Source organism: Vibrio palustris, from assembly GCF_024346995.1.
GTDB lineage: Bacteria > Pseudomonadota > Gammaproteobacteria > Enterobacterales > Vibrionaceae > Vibrio > Vibrio palustris.
In genome coordinates this window covers 1,880,367-1,900,580 of the sequence record NZ_AP024887.1, presented here as the reverse complement: position 1 = coordinate 1,900,580, position 20,214 = coordinate 1,880,367, and the positions used below count along the sequence as shown (strand labels likewise).

15 protein-coding genes are annotated in these 20,214 nt (G+C 42.9%); 8 read left to right on the top strand and 7 right to left on the bottom strand.

From position 1 onward, the window contains the following. Positions 1-67 precede the first annotated feature (67 nt). Genes OCU30_RS08910 through narI form a run of 4 tightly spaced genes read left to right on the top strand, consistent with a single transcriptional unit; the run spans position 68 to position 6,734 of the window. Positions 68-3,811: a nitrate reductase subunit alpha gene (locus tag OCU30_RS08910; RefSeq protein WP_077312053.1), complete on the top strand. Its 3,744-nt coding sequence runs from the start codon at positions 68-70 to the stop codon at positions 3,809-3,811. 9 nt (positions 3,812-3,820) lie between these two features. Beyond that, the gene (gene narH / locus OCU30_RS08905) at positions 3,821-5,347 is read left to right on the top strand and encodes a nitrate reductase subunit beta (protein ID WP_077312055.1); all 1,527 of its coding nucleotides are present in this window, start codon (positions 3,821-3,823) and stop codon (positions 5,345-5,347) included. Continuing rightward, entirely contained in the window at positions 5,344-6,057 is a 714-nt protein-coding gene (gene narJ / locus OCU30_RS08900) for a nitrate reductase molybdenum cofactor assembly chaperone (RefSeq protein ID WP_205408769.1), read from the top strand. Before narH ends, narJ begins: the two co-directional genes overlap by 4 nt. Next, complete coding sequence (gene narI, locus OCU30_RS08895) at positions 6,057-6,734, top strand: respiratory nitrate reductase subunit gamma (RefSeq protein WP_077312057.1); 678 nt, start codon at positions 6,057-6,059, stop codon at positions 6,732-6,734. The genes narJ and narI overlap by 1 nt, the downstream gene beginning before the upstream one ends. A 37-nt stretch (positions 6,735-6,771) precedes the next feature. Here the strand turns inward: narI and narL are convergent, their stop codons facing one another. The 6 genes from narL to OCU30_RS08865 all read right to left on the bottom strand — a co-directional run bounded on the left by narL (position 6,772) and on the right by OCU30_RS08865 (position 12,735). Further along, the gene (narL, locus tag OCU30_RS08890) at positions 6,772-7,437 is read right to left on the bottom strand and encodes a two-component system response regulator NarL (protein WP_077312059.1); all 666 of its coding nucleotides are present in this window, start codon (positions 7,435-7,437) and stop codon (positions 6,772-6,774) included. 1 nt (position 7,438) lies between these two features. Beyond that, the gene (locus OCU30_RS08885) at positions 7,439-9,190 is read right to left on the bottom strand and encodes a histidine kinase (RefSeq protein WP_077312061.1); all 1,752 of its coding nucleotides are present in this window, start codon (positions 9,188-9,190) and stop codon (positions 7,439-7,441) included. A gap of 95 nt (positions 9,191-9,285) precedes the next feature. Beyond that, positions 9,286-9,843, bottom strand: coding sequence for a biotin transporter BioY (locus OCU30_RS08880; RefSeq protein ID WP_077312063.1), 558 nt, complete (start codon positions 9,841-9,843; stop codon positions 9,286-9,288). Between the two features lie 30 nt (positions 9,844-9,873). Next, positions 9,874-10,497: an energy-coupling factor transporter transmembrane component T family protein gene (locus OCU30_RS08875; RefSeq protein WP_077312065.1), complete on the bottom strand. Its 624-nt coding sequence runs from the start codon at positions 10,495-10,497 to the stop codon at positions 9,874-9,876. After that, entirely contained in the window at positions 10,472-11,233 is a 762-nt protein-coding gene (locus tag OCU30_RS08870; protein ID WP_077312067.1) for an energy-coupling factor ABC transporter ATP-binding protein, read from the bottom strand. Before OCU30_RS08870 ends, OCU30_RS08875 begins: the two co-directional genes overlap by 26 nt. 263 nt (positions 11,234-11,496) lie before the next feature. Next, positions 11,497-12,735 carry a glycosyl hydrolase gene (locus OCU30_RS08865; protein ID WP_077312069.1) on the bottom strand — a complete coding sequence of 413 codons (1,239 nt, stop codon included), beginning with the start codon at positions 12,733-12,735 and terminating at the stop codon, positions 11,497-11,499. A gap of 544 nt (positions 12,736-13,279) precedes the next feature. Here OCU30_RS08865 and OCU30_RS08860 point away from each other — a divergent pair. The 3 genes from OCU30_RS08860 to OCU30_RS08850 all read left to right on the top strand — a co-directional run bounded on the left by OCU30_RS08860 (position 13,280) and on the right by OCU30_RS08850 (position 17,684). Next, the gene (locus OCU30_RS08860; protein WP_077312071.1) at positions 13,280-13,537 is read left to right on the top strand and encodes a hypothetical protein; all 258 of its coding nucleotides are present in this window, start codon (positions 13,280-13,282) and stop codon (positions 13,535-13,537) included. Further along, positions 13,527-16,313 carry a beta-glucosidase gene (locus OCU30_RS08855; protein WP_077312073.1) on the top strand — a complete coding sequence of 929 codons (2,787 nt, stop codon included), beginning with the start codon at positions 13,527-13,529 and terminating at the stop codon, positions 16,311-16,313. The genes OCU30_RS08860 and OCU30_RS08855 overlap by 11 nt, the downstream gene beginning before the upstream one ends. Before the next feature lie 264 nt (positions 16,314-16,577). Further along, the gene (locus tag OCU30_RS08850) at positions 16,578-17,684 is read left to right on the top strand and encodes a hypothetical protein (protein ID WP_077312075.1); all 1,107 of its coding nucleotides are present in this window, start codon (positions 16,578-16,580) and stop codon (positions 17,682-17,684) included. A 258-nt stretch (positions 17,685-17,942) separates the two neighbouring features. Here OCU30_RS08850 and OCU30_RS08845 read toward each other — a convergent pair whose 3' ends face one another. Beyond that, positions 17,943-19,070 carry an alkene reductase gene (locus OCU30_RS08845; RefSeq protein WP_077312077.1) on the bottom strand — a complete coding sequence of 376 codons (1,128 nt, stop codon included), beginning with the start codon at positions 19,068-19,070 and terminating at the stop codon, positions 17,943-17,945. Positions 19,071-19,211: 141 nt separating this feature from the next. Here OCU30_RS08845 and OCU30_RS08840 point away from each other — a divergent pair, with 141 nt between their 5' ends. Next, positions 19,212-20,129 (top strand): LysR family transcriptional regulator, encoded by a 918-nt coding sequence (locus tag OCU30_RS08840; protein WP_077312079.1) that lies wholly within the window; start codon positions 19,212-19,214, stop codon positions 20,127-20,129. Positions 20,130-20,214: the final 85 nt, after the last annotated feature.

Below are 20,214 nucleotides of genomic sequence, written 5' to 3'. Positions count from 1 at the left end.
TATCCTTAGCGGCATACATTATTAATACGTAGTAGTGCGCTACTACTTTACACAAGGAGAGAGCGCCATGAGCAAATTTCTGGATCGTTTTCGCTATTTTAAACAGCGTGGAGCGACATTTTCTGAGGGGCATGGACAGTCGTATGATGTAAACCGTGACTGGGAAGATGCGTACCGCAGTCGCTGGCAGCACGATAAAGTTGTCCGTTCGACACATGGCGTCAATTGTACAGGATCGTGCAGTTGGCAAATCTTTGTAAAAAATGGGCTAGTGACATGGGAAATGCAACAAACCGATTACCCACGTACACGACCCGATATGCCGAATCATGAGCCTCGTGGTTGCCCTCGTGGGGCGAGTTATTCTTGGTACCTCTACAGTGCCAACCGCGTTAAATACCCGATGATTCGTCAAGAGTTACTCGAGTTATGGCGGGACGCTAAGTTAACCCACGCCGATCCGGTAGATGCATGGGCATCAATTGTTGAAGATCCATCAAAAACAAAACGTTATAAAAAATCTCGTGGGCGCGGTGGGATGATTCGCTCTAACTGGGATGAAATGAATGAATTGATTGCCGCATCGAATGTCTATACCGCAAAAACCCATGGCCCGGATCGTGTTGTTGGGTTCTCTCCAATTCCCGCCATGTCGATGGTCTCTTATTCCTCTGGAGCGAGGTATCTATCGTTAATTGGTGGGACGACTCTTAGCTTTTATGATTGGTATTGTGATTTACCGCCGGCCTCGCCAATGACATGGGGAGAGCAAACCGATGTACCTGAATCTGCCGATTGGTATAACTCAAGTTATATTATGGCGTGGGGCTCCAACGTGCCGCAAACACGTACGCCAGATGCGCATTTTTTTACCGAAGTTCGCTATAAAGGAACCAAGACCGTTGCGGTAAGCCCCGATTATTCAGAAGTGGCGAAATTATCTGACGAATGGCTTAACCCTAAACAGGGCACCGACAGTGCATTAGCACTAGCGATGGGGCATGTGATACTGACCGAATTCCACCAACAGCGAACGGTTCCGTATTTTCGCGATTATCTACGCCGTTATTCTGATATGCCAATGTTAGTGAGGCTAGATCAGACAACAGAAGGATTGTACACCGCAGGACGTTTCTTAAGAGCCGCTGATTTGGTTGATGATTTAGGCGAACATAACAATCCTGAATGGAAAACATTGGCCCTGACCGAACAGACGCAACAACTAGTGGTGCCGCAAGGCTCGATTGGATTTCGTTGGGGAGAAAAAGGTCGCTGGAATTTAGAAACCGTGACAGGGCCTGATCAGCAAGAGAGTATTTTAGCATTAGGGATTGAAACGCCAGATGCACATGCATGTGTACAGTTCCCATACTTTGGTGGCACTGAATCGGAACATTTTGATTCAGTGACATTATCCGATGTGATTGAGCATCAAGTGCCGTATAAACTGGTCACACTGGCCGATGGTAGCCATGCCAAAGTCACAACTGTCTATGATTTAATGCTCGCTAATTATGGCGTGGACCGTGGTTTTGATGATGCTGAATGCGCGCACAATTATGACGACATCAAGGCGTATTCGCCCGCATGGGGAGAGGCGATTACGGGAGTGGCTCGTCAGCGTATTATTCAATTGGCTCGTGAGTTTGCCAGCAATGCGGAAAAAACACGCGGTCGCTCGATGATCATTGTCGGCGCGGGAGTCAACCATTGGTATCACATGGATATGTCTTACCGAGCCATGATCAATATGTTGGTGTTTTGTGGATGTGTTGGCCAAAGTGGCGGTGGTTGGGCGCACTATGTGGGTCAAGAAAAACTACGCCCACAAACCGGGTGGTTACCGTTAAGTTTTGCTTTAGATTGGCAAAAGCCGCCACGTCAAATGAATTCAACGTCGTATTTTTATAACCATTCAAGCCAGTGGCGTTATGAAACCGTCAATACCAGTGATTTACTGTCTCCACTTGCCGATAAAACCCGTTATAGCGCGCACCTAATTGATCTCAATATAAAGTCAGAACGGATGGGCTGGCTGCCTTCAGCGCCGCAGTTGAACGTGAATCCGTTATCCATTGCGCAGCAGGCACAAGCAGCCGGTATGGATCCTGTTGATTATACGGTTGCCTCGCTTAAAGATGGTTTGATACGTTTTGCTTGTGAGCAGCCCGAACAACATTACCCACGCAATATGTTTATTTGGCGTAGTAATTTATTGGGCTCATCCGGTAAGGGGCATGAATACATGCTCAAATACTTATTGGGCACTGAACATGGCATTCAAGGCAAGGATTTAGGCAGTTATGCCGATACTCGTCCTCAGGAACTTGAGTGGCAAGATACAGCAACGGAGGGCAAGTTAGATTTAGTCGTGACACTCGATTTTCGTATGTCGAGCACTTGTCTCTATTCTGATATCGTCTTGCCGACGGCTACGTGGTATGAAAAAAATGACATGAATACCTCGGATATGCATCCGTTTATTCACCCATTTTCCAAAGCGGTCGACCCCGCATGGGAGGCGAAATCCGATTGGGATATTTATCGTGATATTGCCCATAGCTTCTCGACAGTATGCCAAGGTCACTTAGGTGTTGAAACTGACATTGTCACTCTGGCCAATCAACATGATAGTGATAGTGAAATTGCTCAAGCTTTTGGTGGGGCGGATTGGCGTCATGGGGAGTGTGAGCTTATCCCGGGTAAAACCGCACCTAAAATTATTCCTGTGAAACGTGATTATCCAAATACTGGCGCGCGTTTTTGTTCTGTTGGGCCTTTGCTTGATGAGCAAGGTAATGGCGGTAAAGGCATCCGTTGGAATACTCAAACCGAAGTTGAGTTACTAAAACATCTTAATCGTGTGCATACCTCGGGACCAACGCAAGGCCGACCTAAGCTAGAGTCAGCGATTGATGCGGCAGAGATGATTCTTACATTGGCTCCGGAAACCAATGGTGAAGTCGCGGTGAAAGCCTGGCAAGCGTTGAGTGAGATTACCGGCCTTGAGCATACTCATTTAGCGCGTAGTAAAGCACATGAAAAAATTCGCTTTCACGACATACAAGCCCAACCCAGAAAAATCATTTCGAGCCCTACATGGTCAGGGATTGAAGATGAGCACGTTTCTTATAATGCCTGTTACACCAATGTGCATGAGTTGATTCCGTGGCGCACGCTGACCGGACGTCAACAGTTATATCAAGACCATCAGTGGATGCGTGACTTTGGGGAAAGTTTAGTAGTGTATAGGCCGCCGATTGATACCCATGCGATCCGCCAAGTGGATCAGCGTCACGATAATGGTCAGCCTGAGTTAGCCTTGAACTTTATTACGCCTCACCAAAAATGGGGAATACATTCCACCTATAGCGATAACTTATTGATGCTGACGCTCTCGCGTGGCGGGCCGATTGTGTGGATCAGTGAAGTGGATGCACAAAAACTCAATATTCAAGATAACGATTGGCTTGAGGCGTATAACGCCAATGGCGCATTAACCGCGCGCGCCGTTGTCAGTCAGCGGGTTCCGCAAGGTATGGTGATGATGTATCACGCCCAAGAACGACTGGTCAATATCCCTGGCTCGGAAGTGACTGGGCAACGCGGAGGTATTCACAATTCAGTCACTCGTATTTGTCCGAAACCTACCCATATGATCGGCGGTTATGCCCAGCAAAGCTATGGTTTTAATTATTACGGAACCGTGGGATCCAACCGCGATGAGTTTGTTGTGATTCGCCGTATGCACCGTGTCGATTGGCTAGATGACGAATTGTCACCCAGTCAGACACAACCCACTTGTCAGTAGGAGAACGCTATGAAAATTCGTGCGCAAGTTGCGATGGTACTGAATCTGGATAAGTGCATTGGCTGCCATACCTGTTCGGTAACGTGTAAAAATGTATGGACCAGCCGTGAAGGTATGGAATACGCCTGGTTTAATAATGTAGAAAGCAAACCGGGTGTGGGGTATCCCAATGAGTGGGAAAACCAAACTCGTTGGCAAGGCGGCTGGATTCGCGGAGTGAAAGGTAAACTGACGCTGCGCCAAGGCTCAAAAGTGGGCGTATTATCCAAGTTATTTAATAACCCTCACATGCCAGATATTGATGATTATTATGAACCGTTCACGTTTGACTACGAACACCTTCAGAATGCGCCGAAAAGTCGCCATCAGCCGATAGCTCGTCCGCGCTCTTTAATTACCGGTCAACGAATGGAAAAAATTACCCAAGGGCCTAACTGGGAGGAAATCCTTGGCGGAGAGTTTGCAAAGCGGTCGGTGGATTACAACTTTCACGATATGCAAAAGCAAATGTACGGGGAGTTTGAAAATACATTTATGATGTATTTACCGCGCTTATGTGAGCATTGTTTAAATCCGGCCTGTGTTGCCAGCTGCCCAAGCGGGACCATCTATAAGCGTGAAGAAGATGGGATTGTTCTCATCGACCAGGATAAATGCCGCGGATGGCGGATGTGTGTTAGTGGTTGTCCGTATAAGAAAATCTATTTCAATTGGAAAAGTGGCAAATCAGAAAAATGTATTTTTTGCTATCCACGCATTGAAGCGGGCATGCCGACGGCATGTTCGGAATCTTGTGTGGGGCGGATTCGTTATTTGGGCGTCATGTTATATGACGCGGATCGTATTCAAGAGGCCGCCTCGGTTGAAAATGAACACGATCTCTATGAAAGACAATTGGATATATTTTTGGATCCCCATGACCCAGAAGTGATTCGTGAAGCTAAGGCACAAGGCATCAGCCAACATGTTTTAGAATCAGCCCAGCAATCGCCGGTATATAAAATGGCGGTTGAATGGAAGCTGGCGTTACCGCTGCATCCAGAATATCGCACCTTACCGATGGTGTGGTATGTGCCACCGCTTTCCCCTATTCAGTCTGCAGTAGATTCTGGGTATATCCCGACCAAAAATGGACTGCCTGAAATCGAGAAGCTACGTATTCCGATGCAATATTTGGCCAATCTATTAACGGCTGGCGATACCAAACCAGTATTACGAGCACTCAAACGTTTAATGGCGATGCGCCACTATAAACGCAGTGAAACGGTTGAGCAGTCGATTGATACAACGGCTATCGATGAAGTGGGTTTGAGTGAGAAAAACGTAGAAGAGATGTATCGCTACCTCGCGATCGCCAACTATGAAGACCGCTTTGTTGTGCCTTCAGGTATGCGCCAAGAAGCTGATACCGCGTTTGCAGAATCGAACGGATGCGGGTTTAGTTTCGGTGATGGCTGTCATGGCAGCGATAATCGCGTCAATTTATTCAATAGTCAGCGCATTGATGCGATTGACATTATGGCGGAGAAAAAATGATGTTGAGTCTAAGAATTATTTCACGCTTATTAGATTACCCCAATGAAGAGTTATGGCTGCATATTCACGAGTTAGCCGAAGCTGTGTCTGAGTGTTCTGAGTTAACAGAGCAGCAACGGCAAACGTTGAACAGTTGGATTGATGAATATCGTCAACAATCACTATTCGACGCACAGGCACAGTATTGCGCGCTGTTTGATCGTGGACGTGCATTATCCCTTTTATTATTTGAGCATGTCCATGGTCAATCACGAGATCGTGGTCAGGCGATGATTGACTTACTTGAACAATATCAAACAGCTGGTTTGCAACTGAATGCGAAAGAATTGCCAGATCATCTGCCGTTGTATTTAGAGTATTTAGCGATAGTGCCTCAAGCAGAGGCAATACAAGGTTTGGATGATATTGTCCCTATCTTGAGTCTATTGGCTGAGCGATTAAACCATCGTCAAAGTCGTTATGCATTTTTGATGACGTTGCTGTTAGAACTCGCGTCGATTGATGTCAATCTTGCACCGATCGTTGATAAGGTGCGCCAAGAGCCGCGAGATGATACTCCGCAAGCACTCGATCAAGTGTGGGAGGAAGAGCAAGTGACGTTTATGGATAATGCTGATTGTGATTCACAGACTAAGCATCATCAACGTCGTTTTGCCGATCGTATTCAACCACAATATTTGGATGTGAGCCAATTAGCGGGAGGTCAGTGATGTCGGTACTTAATCAATTTTTATTTGGAATCTACCCTTATATTGCCGCGATTATTTTCTTACTCGGCAGTTGGCTGCGTTATGACTACGCTCAGTACTCGTGGCGCGCGGGATCGAGCCAATTACTAGACAATAAAGGTATGCGTCTAGCCTCTAATCTTTTTCATATTGGTATTATCGGTGTGTTAGGGGGGCATGCGTTTGGCTTATTAACTCCGCATTGGGTCTATGAAGGGTTTTTTTCCATCGCACTCAAGCAAAAGTTGGCGATGTTTGGCGGAGGAGTGTTTGGGTTAATGACGTTAATAGGGGGCGCATTATTACTTAAACGTCGCCTCTATAATCCGCGAGTCAGAGCGACATCATCCTTGGCTGATATTGTTATTTTATGTTTGCTGGTGGCACAGGTATGTTTGGGATTATTAACCATCCCTTTTTCTGCCCAACATATGGATGGTTCTGAAATGGTCAAATTTATGGATTGGGCACAGGCAGTGGTGTACTTTCATGGTGGAGCTGCCGCCCATTTAGAGGGCGTCGCATGGGTATTTAAACTGCATATTGTGTTGGGGATGAGTTTATTTGTCGCGTTTCCATTTTGTCGTCTGGTCCATATTTGGAGTGCGCCGATTGAATATGTAACTCGTCGTTATCAAGTGGTTCGCTCGCGACGTTAAGTAAGTAGTCAGCGGCGTATCCATGACGCCGCTGACTTTATTCTACGCCCTGTTGATGAGCCCATACCGCCGCTTCTACTCGTGAACGTAACTGCAGCTTTTTAAGTAAGTGCTTTACATGAACTTTGACGGTGGTTTCCGCGATATCTAATTTTCTAGCAATGGTTTTGTTCGGTAAACTTTTTGCGAGTAGCTTAAGAATATCAAGCTCGCGAGCGGTTAATGAATCCACTTCGCGAGTGACAGGGGTGGGTTTGCTTCGCAATTGTTTGGCGAGTAAATTGGCAAGCTTAGGACTGACCACAAGCTCACCTAAACAGATTTGCTCAATAGCATGGAGTAAATCTTCTGCTTCCATATCTTTAAGTAAATAGCCATCGGCACCAGCTTGGATGGCTTTAACTAAATCTTCTTCATAATTAGAGACGGTAAACATGATAATGCGACTCGTAATATTCTGTTCTCGCATCATTTTTAATGTTTGTAGTCCATCGATGTTTGGCATATTGATGTCTAATAAAATGACATCCGGCTCCTCTTGCAAAGCCAAATCTAATGCGTGTTGTCCATTATTACTCTCTGTAACCACATGGATTTGCGGATTCAATTGTAAAAGCTGTTTTAAGCCTTGACGTAACATAGGATGATCATCGACTAACATGACGGTCGCCGGTGATGTTTTCACTGAGCTAGGGGAATTCATATCAATCCTTTTGTGAAGGGCTAAAGCCAATCAATAGCGTTGTCCCTTGATGTTCTTGTGAGTCTATCTTTAGTCTACCCGGTAGCGATTTTACACGATCAGCAATAATCGTGAGTCCATAATGAGTGCTGAGTGTCTGATTTTGTGGCGAGATTCCCACACCGTTATCACGAATGGTGAGGTGACACTCTTTGTCACTATCACGAGTTAAACTCACCAAAACATCGGTAGCGCCTGAGTGTTTGTAGATATTACTCAATGCTTCGCGAATAATATGTAATATATGAATGGCTTGTTGTGGCTGTATACAATGCTCTGGCCATTCATTTTTCAGGTGAATGATAAAGCCAAGTTTCTCACTATATTCATCAATGGTTTTTTGTATGGCATTGGCTAAGCAAGCGTCATCAAGTGTGAGGCGAAACGTGACGAGGAGCTCTCTTAATTGGTGATAGGCTGAGTTGATTTCTTGGCTTATTTCTTCTAATAACTGGTATTGTGATGGCGTTAGATTGTCACTTTTTATACGTAAGATGCCACTTTTGATTTTTAAAAAGGAGAGAGATTGTGCAATTGAATCATGCAGTTCGCGCGCAATAGTTTGCCGCTCTTCCAATACTAACAATTGATGGGTTTGTTGCTCTTGAATAAAGGCGCCGAGATATTGGGTAAAACTATCACAAAAGGTTTCGATCAATTGCGCTTGTGCCGCGGGGATTGCATGTGTACTCATGGTTTCTAATCGACCATACTCACGTGAATCATCACTGACTGACCAAGCTTGAGTTATCAGTTCTTGCTCCGTATTGCTGCGTTTAGACGGTTGGTAATCCATTGTATTATCGAGTATATAGCGCAAATGTTCACTAGGGTAAAATGTGATTCTTTGTAAGTCGGCGATGACCATTAACTCGTTAAATAATGATGCAAGTGCATCTACGCTGAGTCGATGGCGATTGAAGCTTCGTCCACTGCGATATAAAAAGTCTAAAAACTGATTTTGGCGTTCAAGTTCGTGTGTCTTGGTGTTGACTCGCTGCTCTAAATCGTCATAAGTCAGTTTAAGTTGGCTCGACATATCGTTCAGAGCATTACCGAGCACCGCCATTTCATCTCGATAATCACGTGATTCAAATCGCTGTTCAAAATCTCCCTGTCGTACCGCGTTAGCGATATGCAGTAAAGAACGCCAAGGGGTAAATAAGTGCTTATGTAACGCAGAAAACGCCAAAAAGAGAAACACTAAAGTGAGTAGAAAAAACACATTTTGCGTATTGGAAATCGCCGTAATATTGTTTTCTGTATGATGATCAATTTTTGAAATCAGCACATTGAGCTGGGCGATAAATGTTTTTACCGCTTGACGCTTTTGTAATGGAGCCACTGATGGTGATAATAATATCTTTTTCGTTTCTGACTCCCATAGCTTAATGATTGCGTCATAGGAATCGATAAAATGTTCATCGGCGATGAAGGTAGTAAATGTCGGGGCCGTGAGTGCTGCTTGTAAGCGTCGTACTTCCTCTCGAGCCTGGTTGAGAGAGGCTGGATTGCTGAATGCAAGGATACGATAACTTTGCATACGCATTGCCCCGACACGATTGATCATATGGGCATTACCTTGAATGCTTTTACTGGTTTGGGCGCTAATTATCATTCCGGTGGTGGATAATAACGAGAAAGCGAGAATGATGATGCTGATTTTTTTTACAAACGAGCAATGGCACCAAGCCTGCAAGCGATCAATGAACATAACACCTTTAAATGCCGAGGAATTAGTGGCAAATTATATCATTACCCCTACAAACTGTGTAAGTTTATAATGTGACCTCGCTACGATTGTAGATGTTATTGACGAGAAAGTACGCTTGCTGGTCGGGCTTTAGCAATGGATGCAGTTAGTAGGCCAGCGATAAAGGCTTTAATGATGTCTCCAGGAAGAAAGATGCTCGCCATGGTTGTACATTCCCATATACTCTTTTTCAGCACGATGGCCATCCCTGCGATACCAAATATATACACCACAACAATCCCACCGATAACAGAGGCGACTCCCGCAACCAGCGCTAGTGAACCTTTTTGGCACTTCTCTACAATCCACCCGATGATCAGTGCGCTAATAGGCCAGCTAATCAAAAAACCACCAGAAACAGAAAAGAAGACACCTAGGCCGCCATTTCCGCCTGACAGAAGTGGTAAGCCGACTGCGACAAGCAATAAAAATAATAAAACAGCTTGTGAGCCGCGTTTGGCGCCTAAAATGGTGCCACAGAGCATAATACCAAGATTTTGAGCGGTAATCGGCACCCCAAATCCCAATGTTAGTTTGGGAACTAATCCCAGAGCGGCAATTAATGCGGCAAAAAGTGCCACGTAAGCGACGTGTTTTTCAGTGTTATTTCTCATGTAAATTCCTATAAAAGAGATGAATGAACGTTACTCTTGAGCATCATTATCGACCGGGTTGATACCACCTCGTGCGCGGATGGCATCCGCGACATGATCCGCATCATCGAGGGCTAGTATGGTAAAGGGCAGTAAAATTCGCCATCCAGAACGTTTGTATGATCGTGCTTGCCATGCCCACTTTAATGATTGCCCTTTGGTAATCAGTACCGGCGTCATACGAATTACTAATGCGATTGCCACCTCTAAAGCGTGTGGGTTAAGGCCGATCTTTTGCAGTGGGCGAGTGATTAAACTGACGACATCGACCATATCAGAGAGGCGAGTAGTCATCGTCACTAAGTTTGCTAGGGCGACCGTTGAAAGCAGGCGTAAAATTAAGGTAGCGCCTTCTTGATACTCGCCAATCCAAACATGCCAAATACCGACAAGTACAATAAACGGGAATAGCAGTGATAAGGCTTTCCAGCCGTGTTTAAAAAAAGACCATCCAGGCAAGGCGTACAAGCAAAGCACTAACAATAAAACACTCGCTTGAATGATAATATTTTCAATAAAAAACAAGGTAAGTGTAGTGATGCATAATGCAGCAAGTTTTTGTCCTGCAGGCCAATGATGAGCACGAGTATTAACCGGCGAGGTCAGAGATATCATCACTGTCTCCTAACGTGTTCATGGTATTGAGATAATGTGGTAGAACATCATTCGGGCTTCCGATTCGTTCGAGTTGACCTGCTTCTAGCCACACAATTTGCTCGTAATGTTCTATATCACTGGGGTCATGGCTAATGTGTATCAGTTTGCCAGGAAAACGGTCAAGATAGCGCTGTAGCTGTTTTTTGGTAGGAATATCCAATCCCGCAAAAGGTTCATCAAGGATAATGAGTTTGGGGCGCATAGCGACGACTGCCATTAGGCACAACAAATGTTTTTGCCCTTGAGATAGCGAAGCCGTGTGGGCATCCTTCCAATGGCTTTTACCAAATTGCTCTAAGATCTCGAACGCGTATTGCGTTGCTTCGGATTTTTTCTGTCCCAGCTGGCGTAAACCGAAGACCATTTCTTCTAACACTGTCGGGAAAATAATCTGATGATCAGGGTTTTGAAACAATAATCCGACTTCTTGTAACGCTTGTTTACGTTGGGTCTCCGGGTTAATCCCCGCGAGTGTGACAGCACCGGAATCAACAGCAAGTAAGCCTGATAACACACGCGAGAGCGTTGATTTACCAGAACCGTTGCGTCCAATAATACCTAATCGTGGCACGTCTGATTGAAAGGACAATTGGTTTAATATTCGTTTGCCTTGGATATCCAAATTCACCGCTTGTAAGTTGATGCCGGTCTCTGTGTAAGCATGTTGATGGGGAGGGGCGTATGTAACCGTCATGTTTATGGCACCTAGCTTATGTATTAACAATACAACTGATTAACTTTTATTCAATTGTAAACATTTGTTGTATTTTATTGTTTACATACTAGCAAGTTCGATGAATGGGGTAAATATTTTATTAGGATCAGCTCAGCAAGGATGGAAGGTATTGATCAATTTGGCTGCGAACCATAGCTGCGAACTATAGTTGCTTAGAAACCATAAAAAGAGTCGTTCGCAGCCATATTATCTGTGATCTTATATTGATGACGAGTGGGGGGTTACTCGAACTTCAGCCAATCAAAGTTAGGTTTGCCACTGTTCACTTGTAATGTGATCGTGTGTTGCCCAAAGGGGATATTGATTGTTGAGATACTATCAGCCCAATAATAGATACTGCCCGTGTTCCACAACGATAATTTTTTCTGAGCAGTACCATCAACGAGTATGGTTACCTCGGAGTATTGCTGCGCAGCATAGTGCAGGGTTAAGTTATATGAGCGTGGTGTTTTTACGTCTATTTGATAACTCAGTGTTTGGCTTTGACTGCCAGTTTTCGAAAATAACTGAATATCTTGATTGTCAGAGACTCGGTGCGTAAAGCCAGAGAGAGTAATAGCGTCTTGCGCTTGTATGACTGCCGGGATCTGGCGGTAGTCCTGAGGACTTTGAATACCTTGATAGAGTTTTCCAAGTATTGACCACTGACCAGGGGCATCGAGTAGATCCATATAGGGCCAGTTTTGTGAACCGTGGGAGCTGCGTCCGACAAACCATGCATAACGAAACACTTCATCAGATTGATCCATCCACCTGACAGTCTCGGCCATATAATTCATTTGTTGTTCAAGGGTTTCAGTTTGTTCTGGTAGACTTAAGTTCCATTCTGTGACCCAAACAGGTTTATGATAGCGCTCATAAAATTGGCGTATGTATTGTTTGAATGAATCGACACTCGCCATATAACTGTGTACGGCGATATAGTCGACGCGACAGTGAGGGCATGCCTCAAAAAATGCATCAAGGTAGGCAAAAGGGCTGCCGTTATCCTCTGTATTAGGGATATTCACTTCGCCAGGACTGTAATTGACAGCTGCGCTGATCAATTGAAGCTGATAGTCATCCGCTATGGACTCGAGTCTTGGCCAAATATTGGCAAGCTCTTGTGGCGTAAGGTTCGCTTGATCGACAAAATTGGGTTCGTTAAATGCAAGCAAGTACTCAACATTAGGATGATTATCGAGGTACTGGCGTAAAGCCGTCTCATCAAAATCTGAACGATGTGTCATGGGTACATAATCAACATTACGGTCGTTTGGCGAGTTGTCTTTTATATTTGTCGGTTCGGTGCTCCAGTTATACCACCAAGCAATACGGCCGCTCATAATGTCAAGATCGGCCGGGTGTATATTGGTCGATGCAATGCCGCGTTTAGAAGGTATCCCCTGACTGTATGCGGTATCTAGGAATATAATACTACAAAGTAAGAGGAGTAAAAATTGACGAGTAAGGATATACATAGAGGATTACTTTTCTTAAAAAAAAGAAATACTAATGACTGATGAAGTAATTCTAGTCAATTAATGATAAAAATGTCTTTTTTTTGGGAGCAATATAAAAAAATAGGTTTTTGTTGCCGTAATATACCACTGAAAAAATGTTCTACTTAAATGCTAATCATTTATTTTATTAAGATTACAAGACAAATAGGCATAAAGATGTCATTAATAATCAAGATTACAAATATTGATAATAAATCTCAATGATGAGACATTTAAGTTAAGTCATTTTTTTGTTAGGTTTGTGCAAATTAGTGAATAAATTAATAATATAAATATCATTTATATCATCTATTCTATTTTTTATTTTTTATGTTTATATTTTAACTTTTTGTTTTATAAGGTTTTTATTATATACGCCAATTAAGTCAATATATGAAACATGTTTTATTGCTTGTTTTTTGTTCACTATTAATTTGGTTTTTATTTCTGTAGGATACGCACGAATTTTATTCATAATAAAAATAATTTTATTTAAAATTAATTTTACAGTAGGAGTTATGAAATGCGTCGATTAGTTCAGCGTATGTTAACTGTTAGCGTCATTTTGGCAAGTGGATTGCCAAGCTATGTTTCTGCTAACACATCTGATGCCTCAAATCTATCCGAGGCGCGTAAGCATTACGAACAGCAAAAAGAACAGATAACTCACGCGAGCGATTACATGAAGTCGCGCCAGAAGCAATCCAGACAAGAGTTATTGCGTGTTGAACAAAGCCATGAAGATGCGATGAATATAAAGGTAGAAAAAAATGAAAAATAAAGGCATTGTTTTTAGTTCATTGATTGCCTTAAGTATATCGTCTTCAGCAAGCTTTGCTGCATCTTCTGACGATTCGAGCGGGTATTATAATGGACGTTCTTGGCTTGATGTAGAAGCCAAAGTTAGCTCAATTTTGGATAATATGTCACCGTCTGAAAAATACCAATTTATTCGAGTTGATGACGGCCATATGATTCCAACCAATCAACGCTTTGGTATTGAAGGTACGGTTGCGAATGACTCGACAATGGGTTTATACGTCAACGGAAAAATTTTTGGTGCGAGTTATCCATCACAAACGATGATGGCGGCGACATGGAACCTACAGCGTGCTAAACAACAAGGTAAAGCGTTAGGGTATGAAACTCGCATGGCGGGTGGTGAACAGTTGTTATCACCTGTTGTTAACTTATACCGCACACCATTGAATGGTCGAGCAGCAGAGTCAATTTGTGGTGAAGATCCTTTCCTATGCTCTGTTTTAGCTCCATCCATTACCAATGGTATTCAAGCTCAAGGCGTGCAAGCGAGCGCCAAACACTTGATTGCCAATGAGCAAGATGCTAACCGTCAAAACTTAGATGTGAAGGTCGATGAGCGCACATTGCGTGAAATGTACCTTGTGCCATTTGAGTCGTTGGTTAAAAACGCCGATATCGCATCATTGATGTGTGGTTTTAATAAGATTAACGGTGATTACTCTTGTGAAAACCATCATATCATTACGGATATTGTGAAAGGTGAGTGGGGCTATCAAGGCTTTGTTTTATCGGATTTTAACTCCATCAAGCATGGCTTAAAAGGTGCTCAAGCTGGTACCGACCTCGACATGCCTTCTGGTCTTGAGTTTACTCAAAACAAACTGCAACCATATGTAAATAGTGGTCAGCTTCATCCTGACGTTATTAATGACAAAGTAAAACGTAATTTACGTGCACTGATTCGTTATGGTTTTGATGAACGTACTTTTGAAGCACAAAACTTAGCGCATCCAGAATATGGCCAGCAAGCGGCTTTAGCGACAGCGCGTGAAGGTATTGTGTTACTGAAAAACCACTCACGTTACCAAGGTAAATTGTTACCGCTTGATAAATCAGCTCATATCGCGGTAGTCGGTAATGCGGCGCAGCTGGCACCAAGCTCTCCTTTTGGTACCGCTAACTCTGATGCAACAAGTGATTATGTGTCTGAGCTAGCCGGTTTAAAAGCGTTGAATGTGTCTCCAGAGAATGTGACTTTTCTGAAAGGTATGGCGTTAGATCCAACACAACTTCAGTTCCTACAGCCATCTTGTGTGAAAGGAAACGATGCGTGTGCACCTGGCGTAACTGTTGAGTACTACAACAACTTGGATCTTGCTGGCACACCATCACTCATACGTCGTGAGCTGGGTGTGAATTTCAACTGGGTTGATATGACCAACAAGGTTGTTAATGCCTGTAATGACACACAAGCTGATGTTTCGCGTATTAAATGCAATGCGATACCGACAGGTGCTGAAGATGGTTCTCGTGATCTAAACGATATTAATCCTCAGCAGGGCGCATTCTCTATGCGTGTTATCGGTAAAATTCGTCCACAAACAACCGGTCCTCAAGTACTAAAAGTACGTGCGGACGGTCCATTTGAAGTGTATCTAAATGATAAGCTAATGATGGAAAGCGATGGCATTTCGCGAGCGAAAGATGTTCCGAATGCGATTCCCGTTACGGCTAAAACGCCACGCTTGAAAGCGGGTAAATTGTACACTGTGCGAGTAGAGTACAAACGTAATCAAGAACGTTTCCAAACCAACTTAGGTGGTATGAACGGTCTTCAGGTAAGCTGGGCATCACTAACACCGCCAACGGATATTAATCGTTATGATGCCGTTGTTGCTGTCGTAGGTCGTAATTATGAATACGAAGGTGAAGGAACAGACCCTAGCTTCAATCTACCAGATCAACAGAAAGTCATGTTGAAAAAACTGACCAAAGCCAACCCTAACACCATTGTTGTTATGCATGGCGGTGGCGGAATGAACATGATGCCTTGGAATAAAACTGCAGCAGGCGTGTTACATGCTTTCTATAGTGGTCAATTTGGTGGTCAGGCTCTAGCAGAAATTCTGTATGGTGATGTGAACCCATCAGGTCACTTACCGATTACGTTGGATAAGAAATTTAAATTTAATCCAAGCTATCCGTCTTACCACGATATTGATGCGTATGTGGGTAAGAATGCTAAAGATACCATGACCTACAGCGAAGGAATTTTCTTTGGTTACCGTGGTTACATGCAGTCACGCCATAAGCCGCTGTATCCATTTGGATTTGGGTTATCTTATACAACGTTTAATTACTCTGGTTTGAAACTAAGCGATCGTGTTGTGAAAAATGGCACTATGTATGCAACGTTCGAAGTGACGAATACCGGTTCTAAAGCTGGTTACGCAGTCCCTCAGTTGTACATTGCACCAAAACATAGCGAAGTTAAGCGTCCTAAACGTGAGTTGAAAGGGTTTGACAAAGTTTATCTACAAGCGGGTGAAACCAAAACAGTCACTATTCCACTAAATGCGCGTTCTTTTGCTCATTATGAACAAAAAACAGATAGCTGGGATGTCGACAAAGGTCGCTATAAGATTCTTGTTGGTGACAGTTCAGCGAATATGATTCTTCATAAAGTGATGAAAGCAAAACAAGAGATTGTATTGAAAACGAGTACTTCTAACCCATTACCAACACCTCTACAGAGTGCGGTAAAAGTTTCTAAGTCAGAGTCTTACTTTAATTAATCTTAGTATTATATTGCAGTAGTGAATCACAAGCCTAACCGCAACGCGGTTAGGCTTTTTTTATATATGAAGGGTGAGGGGAGTTACCTTCATTCAGTTGCTTATATCTCCGACCGTATATTTTCTGGTAGCTATTTTTCTCGTTATACTCATCATCATATGATAATAATTGTGTGATTTTACTCCCATTTTGTAGTAAATTCCTCGGCTTATATTTGAACAACCATTTGTGATGTTGCCCGTAAAGGCGTGGCGGAGAGTAGTGTGGAAATGGCATTAATATTACAGCCCTGGTTTATCTTCATTGGTATGACAATCATTATTGTCTTACAAGGCCTATCATTGTGGCTACAACACCGTCGACATACTCGTGATATTACGCAAGCGATACATCAAGACCAGAGCTTACGTAATCAATGGCGAGACCATGAACTGTACGTTACTGAAACGCAGCAACATATGAATAATGAATTGTCATTGGTGCGTGAGGCAATGCGTTCACATTCTATTTTGTTAGAGAACATTCAATCTCTAGTCGATGGATTAGTTGATATTCCGAGTGTCATTCACGATGATATTAAAGCTCAATTAAACATGAAATTTGACGGATTAAATGCATCGTTTCAGAAAATCATCTCCCAAAGTTACCAGAATTTAGTTCAGCAACAGAAAAGTCAGAGTAATGAATTGAGCACTCTGTTACACGATCATAGTGTCGCGGTTCAGCAGCACTCTAAAAACCTTGTGGACGCCACACAAAATCAATTAATGGGCATCAATGACAGTCTCCAACATACCATTATTAAAACCAGTGAACAGCTTGAACTAGAAGTGCGTAGTACCCGTGATTATGTAGAAACACAGTTACTTAATCGCTCTGAAAAATTACATGAACTTGTCGGTCAAATTAAACCACTAATGACGCAAGCCATCACCTCGTCATCGCGAGGACTGCAACAACAGATGAATCAAGATAGTGAAAAAATGGAGGCTCTTTTCGCATCATTAACTCAAGATTTATCCGTAATCAATCAACTTATTTTATCGAATGAACAACATGTTATATCACATGTTAATGATACTCATGAACAGCAATTCCCTCGTATTAAGAAAGTGATTGTGCAGGCTTATCAAGCATTAAAATCGCAACACTTAGCTATCCAATCAGCATCGACTGAACTTACTGAAACACAGAAGCAATCTCAAATAGAATTGTTACAGCAGCTTATTCCTATATTGCAGGCGTTGGACGTGGACAAATTATCAAATGTAAAGTCTAGCCCCACAATGACGTGGTCTACCTCGAATGAGCAACCATCGGTAGAGCAAAACAAGAGGCCTTCTCATTTATCAGCATCGTCGATGTCTTGAAAATAAATAATATTACCAAACTTATTTCATATTTATTAAGTTACTAAATTTAATAAATAAAAAGAAAGTTTACTTGCTAATCACCGATAGCATCTACTTTTTTGAGTGGGCTATTAATAAGGGAAAATAGTGAGTTAATGAGTGCCTATTAATAAAATTACGATAACAAGCCGATAGATCTTTAATGAATTATCTATCGGCATGACATATAGAATTAGTTATAACAACCTTTAATTCATAATTTATTAATTATAAATCCTATTCTTGTTGGTAAGTTGGATAATCTGAATATCCGATATCTGTACCACCATACATAGTTGCGGCGTCTACTTCGTTGAGCGGCCAATCGTTAAGAAAGCGTTCTGGGAGGTCTGGGTTAGCAATAAACGGACGACCAAAACCAAACAGATCACCGTAATTGTTGTTGAGTACACGATGTGCTTTTTCCTGAGTATATTTTCCTGCATAAAGAATACGACCCGAAAAATGACGGCGTGCTGCTTGATAGAACTCTTCTGGGAGATCGGGGGCATTATTCCAGTCGGCTTCTGCTAGAGATAAATAAGCAATACCTGCCTCATCTAAACGTTTAATGGCTTCAACATAAGTAGTTAGTGGATCACTTTCTACTAAACCAAGATAAACGCGATCATCGTCTGTACTTTCAAAGAGTGGGGCAAATCGTACACCGACCTTATCTTTGCCAAATACGTTGACGACGGCATCAACGATCTCAACGAGGAATTGTAAGCGGTTATCTAAACTCCCACCATACTGATCAGTGCGGTGGTTGGTATGCTCAGAAATAAATTGGTTGACGAGGTAACCATTAGCACAGTGTAGTTCGACGCCATCAAACCCTGCTTCTTTTGCATTACGTGCGCCTTGCGCATACATTTCGACGAGTTCTTGTACTTCTGCGGTTTCCAGGGCTCGTGGCATGCTGGGATCGGTTAATTTACCTTCTCCAGGACCGGTTTCAACAAACACTTTTACGGCATTCGTTTTGATTGCAGAGGGGGCGACAGGTGCGCCGTTACCCGGTTGTAAGCTGTTGTGTGATACACGTCCAACGTGCCAAAGCTGTGAGAAAATGATGCCACCATTATCATGCACACTTTGGGTGACTTTTTTCCACCCTTCAATTTGCGCTTGGCTATGAATACCTGGAGTCCAGGCATAACCTTGGCCACGTGGTTCAATTTGCGTGCCTTCCGTTACCATGAAGCCGGCACTAGTACGTTGAGAGTAGTAATCAACCATCACATCATTAGGAATATTTCCCGGTTGTGAACTTCTCGAGCGTGTTAACGGCGGGAGAAAAATACGGTTTTTTAAGGTGTAGTTGCCAAGGGATACAGTATCAAATAAGGTTTTTTCCGTCATAAAGCGATCTCATTATTGTAAGTATAGTCTGAATAAGCTGATGACTTAGACTTAAGTCATCAGCTGTTTAAGTAAGAGGTGCGCAGCATAAGCAATATAAGGTACAATCTGAAACAAGATATTATTGTTTTGGTTACAATTATGAATGGTATGCAAAAGCTGGATATTAAACAGCTACGAATCCTCAATGCTTTATTGGCAGAAAAAAACTTATCGCGAGTCGCGGATAATATGGGGTTAACTCAACAAGCTATCAGTGAACAGTTACGAAAATTACGTGATGTGTTTGCCGATCGTCTGTTAGTGCGCCAAGGCAATAGTATGGTGCCTACGCCGTTAGCACTAGAATTAGGCACTAAGATTCACACTATTTTATCGGATATTGAGTCGTTATCTCAGGTTAATGAGTTTTCGCCTGCCACTTACAAAGGTGTGATAACCATCAGCGCGACGGACTATGCGATTGAAGCGGTACTCCCCAGTTTTTTACGGGTAGTACGAGAGCAAGCGCCTCATTTAAAATTGATTGTTACGGATTTTGAGTCTGATCAATTATCCGCGAAGCTGACCTCTGGTGAGCTTGATCTTGCGTTAACTTTTCCTCCTTTTGTCTCGAATGACATTCCGTGGGCGCACCTTTTTGACGAGCAACATATCTGTGTAGCGAGCGCATGCTCTGAGTTATGTAATCAAGCGCCCTTATCACTAGAACAGCTGGCTTCTTTGCCTCAGTTGGTTATTTCTCCATCCAAAGCGAATTTAAAAGGTTCTCATGATCGATGGTTTGCCGAGCAAGGTTTGGAGCGTAATATTGTAATGTCACTGCCTAGCTTTAAAGGTGCACCTGATGTGTTATATACCACAGATATGGTCGCGTTTTATCCCTCCCGTTTATTACCTAATAGCAAGGTCGCCAGTATTGCAATGGATGTACAACCTCCTAAGTTTGAGGTCATAGTTGCTTGGCATCCTAGAACTCAGCATAGCCAAATCCACCAGTGGCTCCTTGGTAAATTACAGGAGATATGCGGTAAGTCGCTTATTAATCGGGCTTACTAGTTCAAATAACTTGTAAGTAATAGTAAATGAAAGAGTATTTAAAAAAATAGACTATTTTAAACTACTGTAATCAGTTACTTAGTTG

Coding starts and splice junctions, on each gene's coding strand:
- OCU30_RS08910 (WP_077312053.1), top strand. CDS start 68: ATGAGCAAATTTCTGGATCGTTTTCGCTATTTTAAACAGCGTGGAGCG.
- narH (WP_077312055.1), top strand. CDS start 3,821: ATGAAAATTCGTGCGCAAGTTGCGATGGTACTGAATCTGGATAAGTGC.
- narJ (WP_205408769.1), top strand. CDS start 5,344: ATGATGTTGAGTCTAAGAATTATTTCACGCTTATTAGATTACCCCAAT.
- narI (WP_077312057.1), top strand. CDS start 6,057: ATGTCGGTACTTAATCAATTTTTATTTGGAATCTACCCTTATATTGCC.
- narL (WP_077312059.1), bottom strand. CDS start 7,437: ATGAATTCCCCTAGCTCAGTGAAAACATCACCGGCGACCGTCATGTTA.
- OCU30_RS08885 (WP_077312061.1), bottom strand. CDS start 9,190: ATGTTCATTGATCGCTTGCAGGCTTGGTGCCATTGCTCGTTTGTAAAA.
- OCU30_RS08880 (WP_077312063.1), bottom strand. CDS start 9,843: ATGAGAAATAACACTGAAAAACACGTCGCTTACGTGGCACTTTTTGCC.
- OCU30_RS08875 (WP_077312065.1), bottom strand. CDS start 10,497: ATGATATCTCTGACCTCGCCGGTTAATACTCGTGCTCATCATTGGCCT.
- OCU30_RS08870 (WP_077312067.1), bottom strand. CDS start 11,233: ATGACGGTTACATACGCCCCTCCCCATCAACATGCTTACACAGAGACC.
- OCU30_RS08865 (WP_077312069.1), bottom strand. CDS start 12,735: ATGTATATCCTTACTCGTCAATTTTTACTCCTCTTACTTTGTAGTATT.
- OCU30_RS08860 (WP_077312071.1), top strand. CDS start 13,280: ATGCGTCGATTAGTTCAGCGTATGTTAACTGTTAGCGTCATTTTGGCA.
- OCU30_RS08855 (WP_077312073.1), top strand. CDS start 13,527: ATGAAAAATAAAGGCATTGTTTTTAGTTCATTGATTGCCTTAAGTATA.
- OCU30_RS08845 (WP_077312077.1), bottom strand. CDS start 19,070: ATGACGGAAAAAACCTTATTTGATACTGTATCCCTTGGCAACTACACC.
- OCU30_RS08840 (WP_077312079.1), top strand. CDS start 19,212: ATGAATGGTATGCAAAAGCTGGATATTAAACAGCTACGAATCCTCAAT.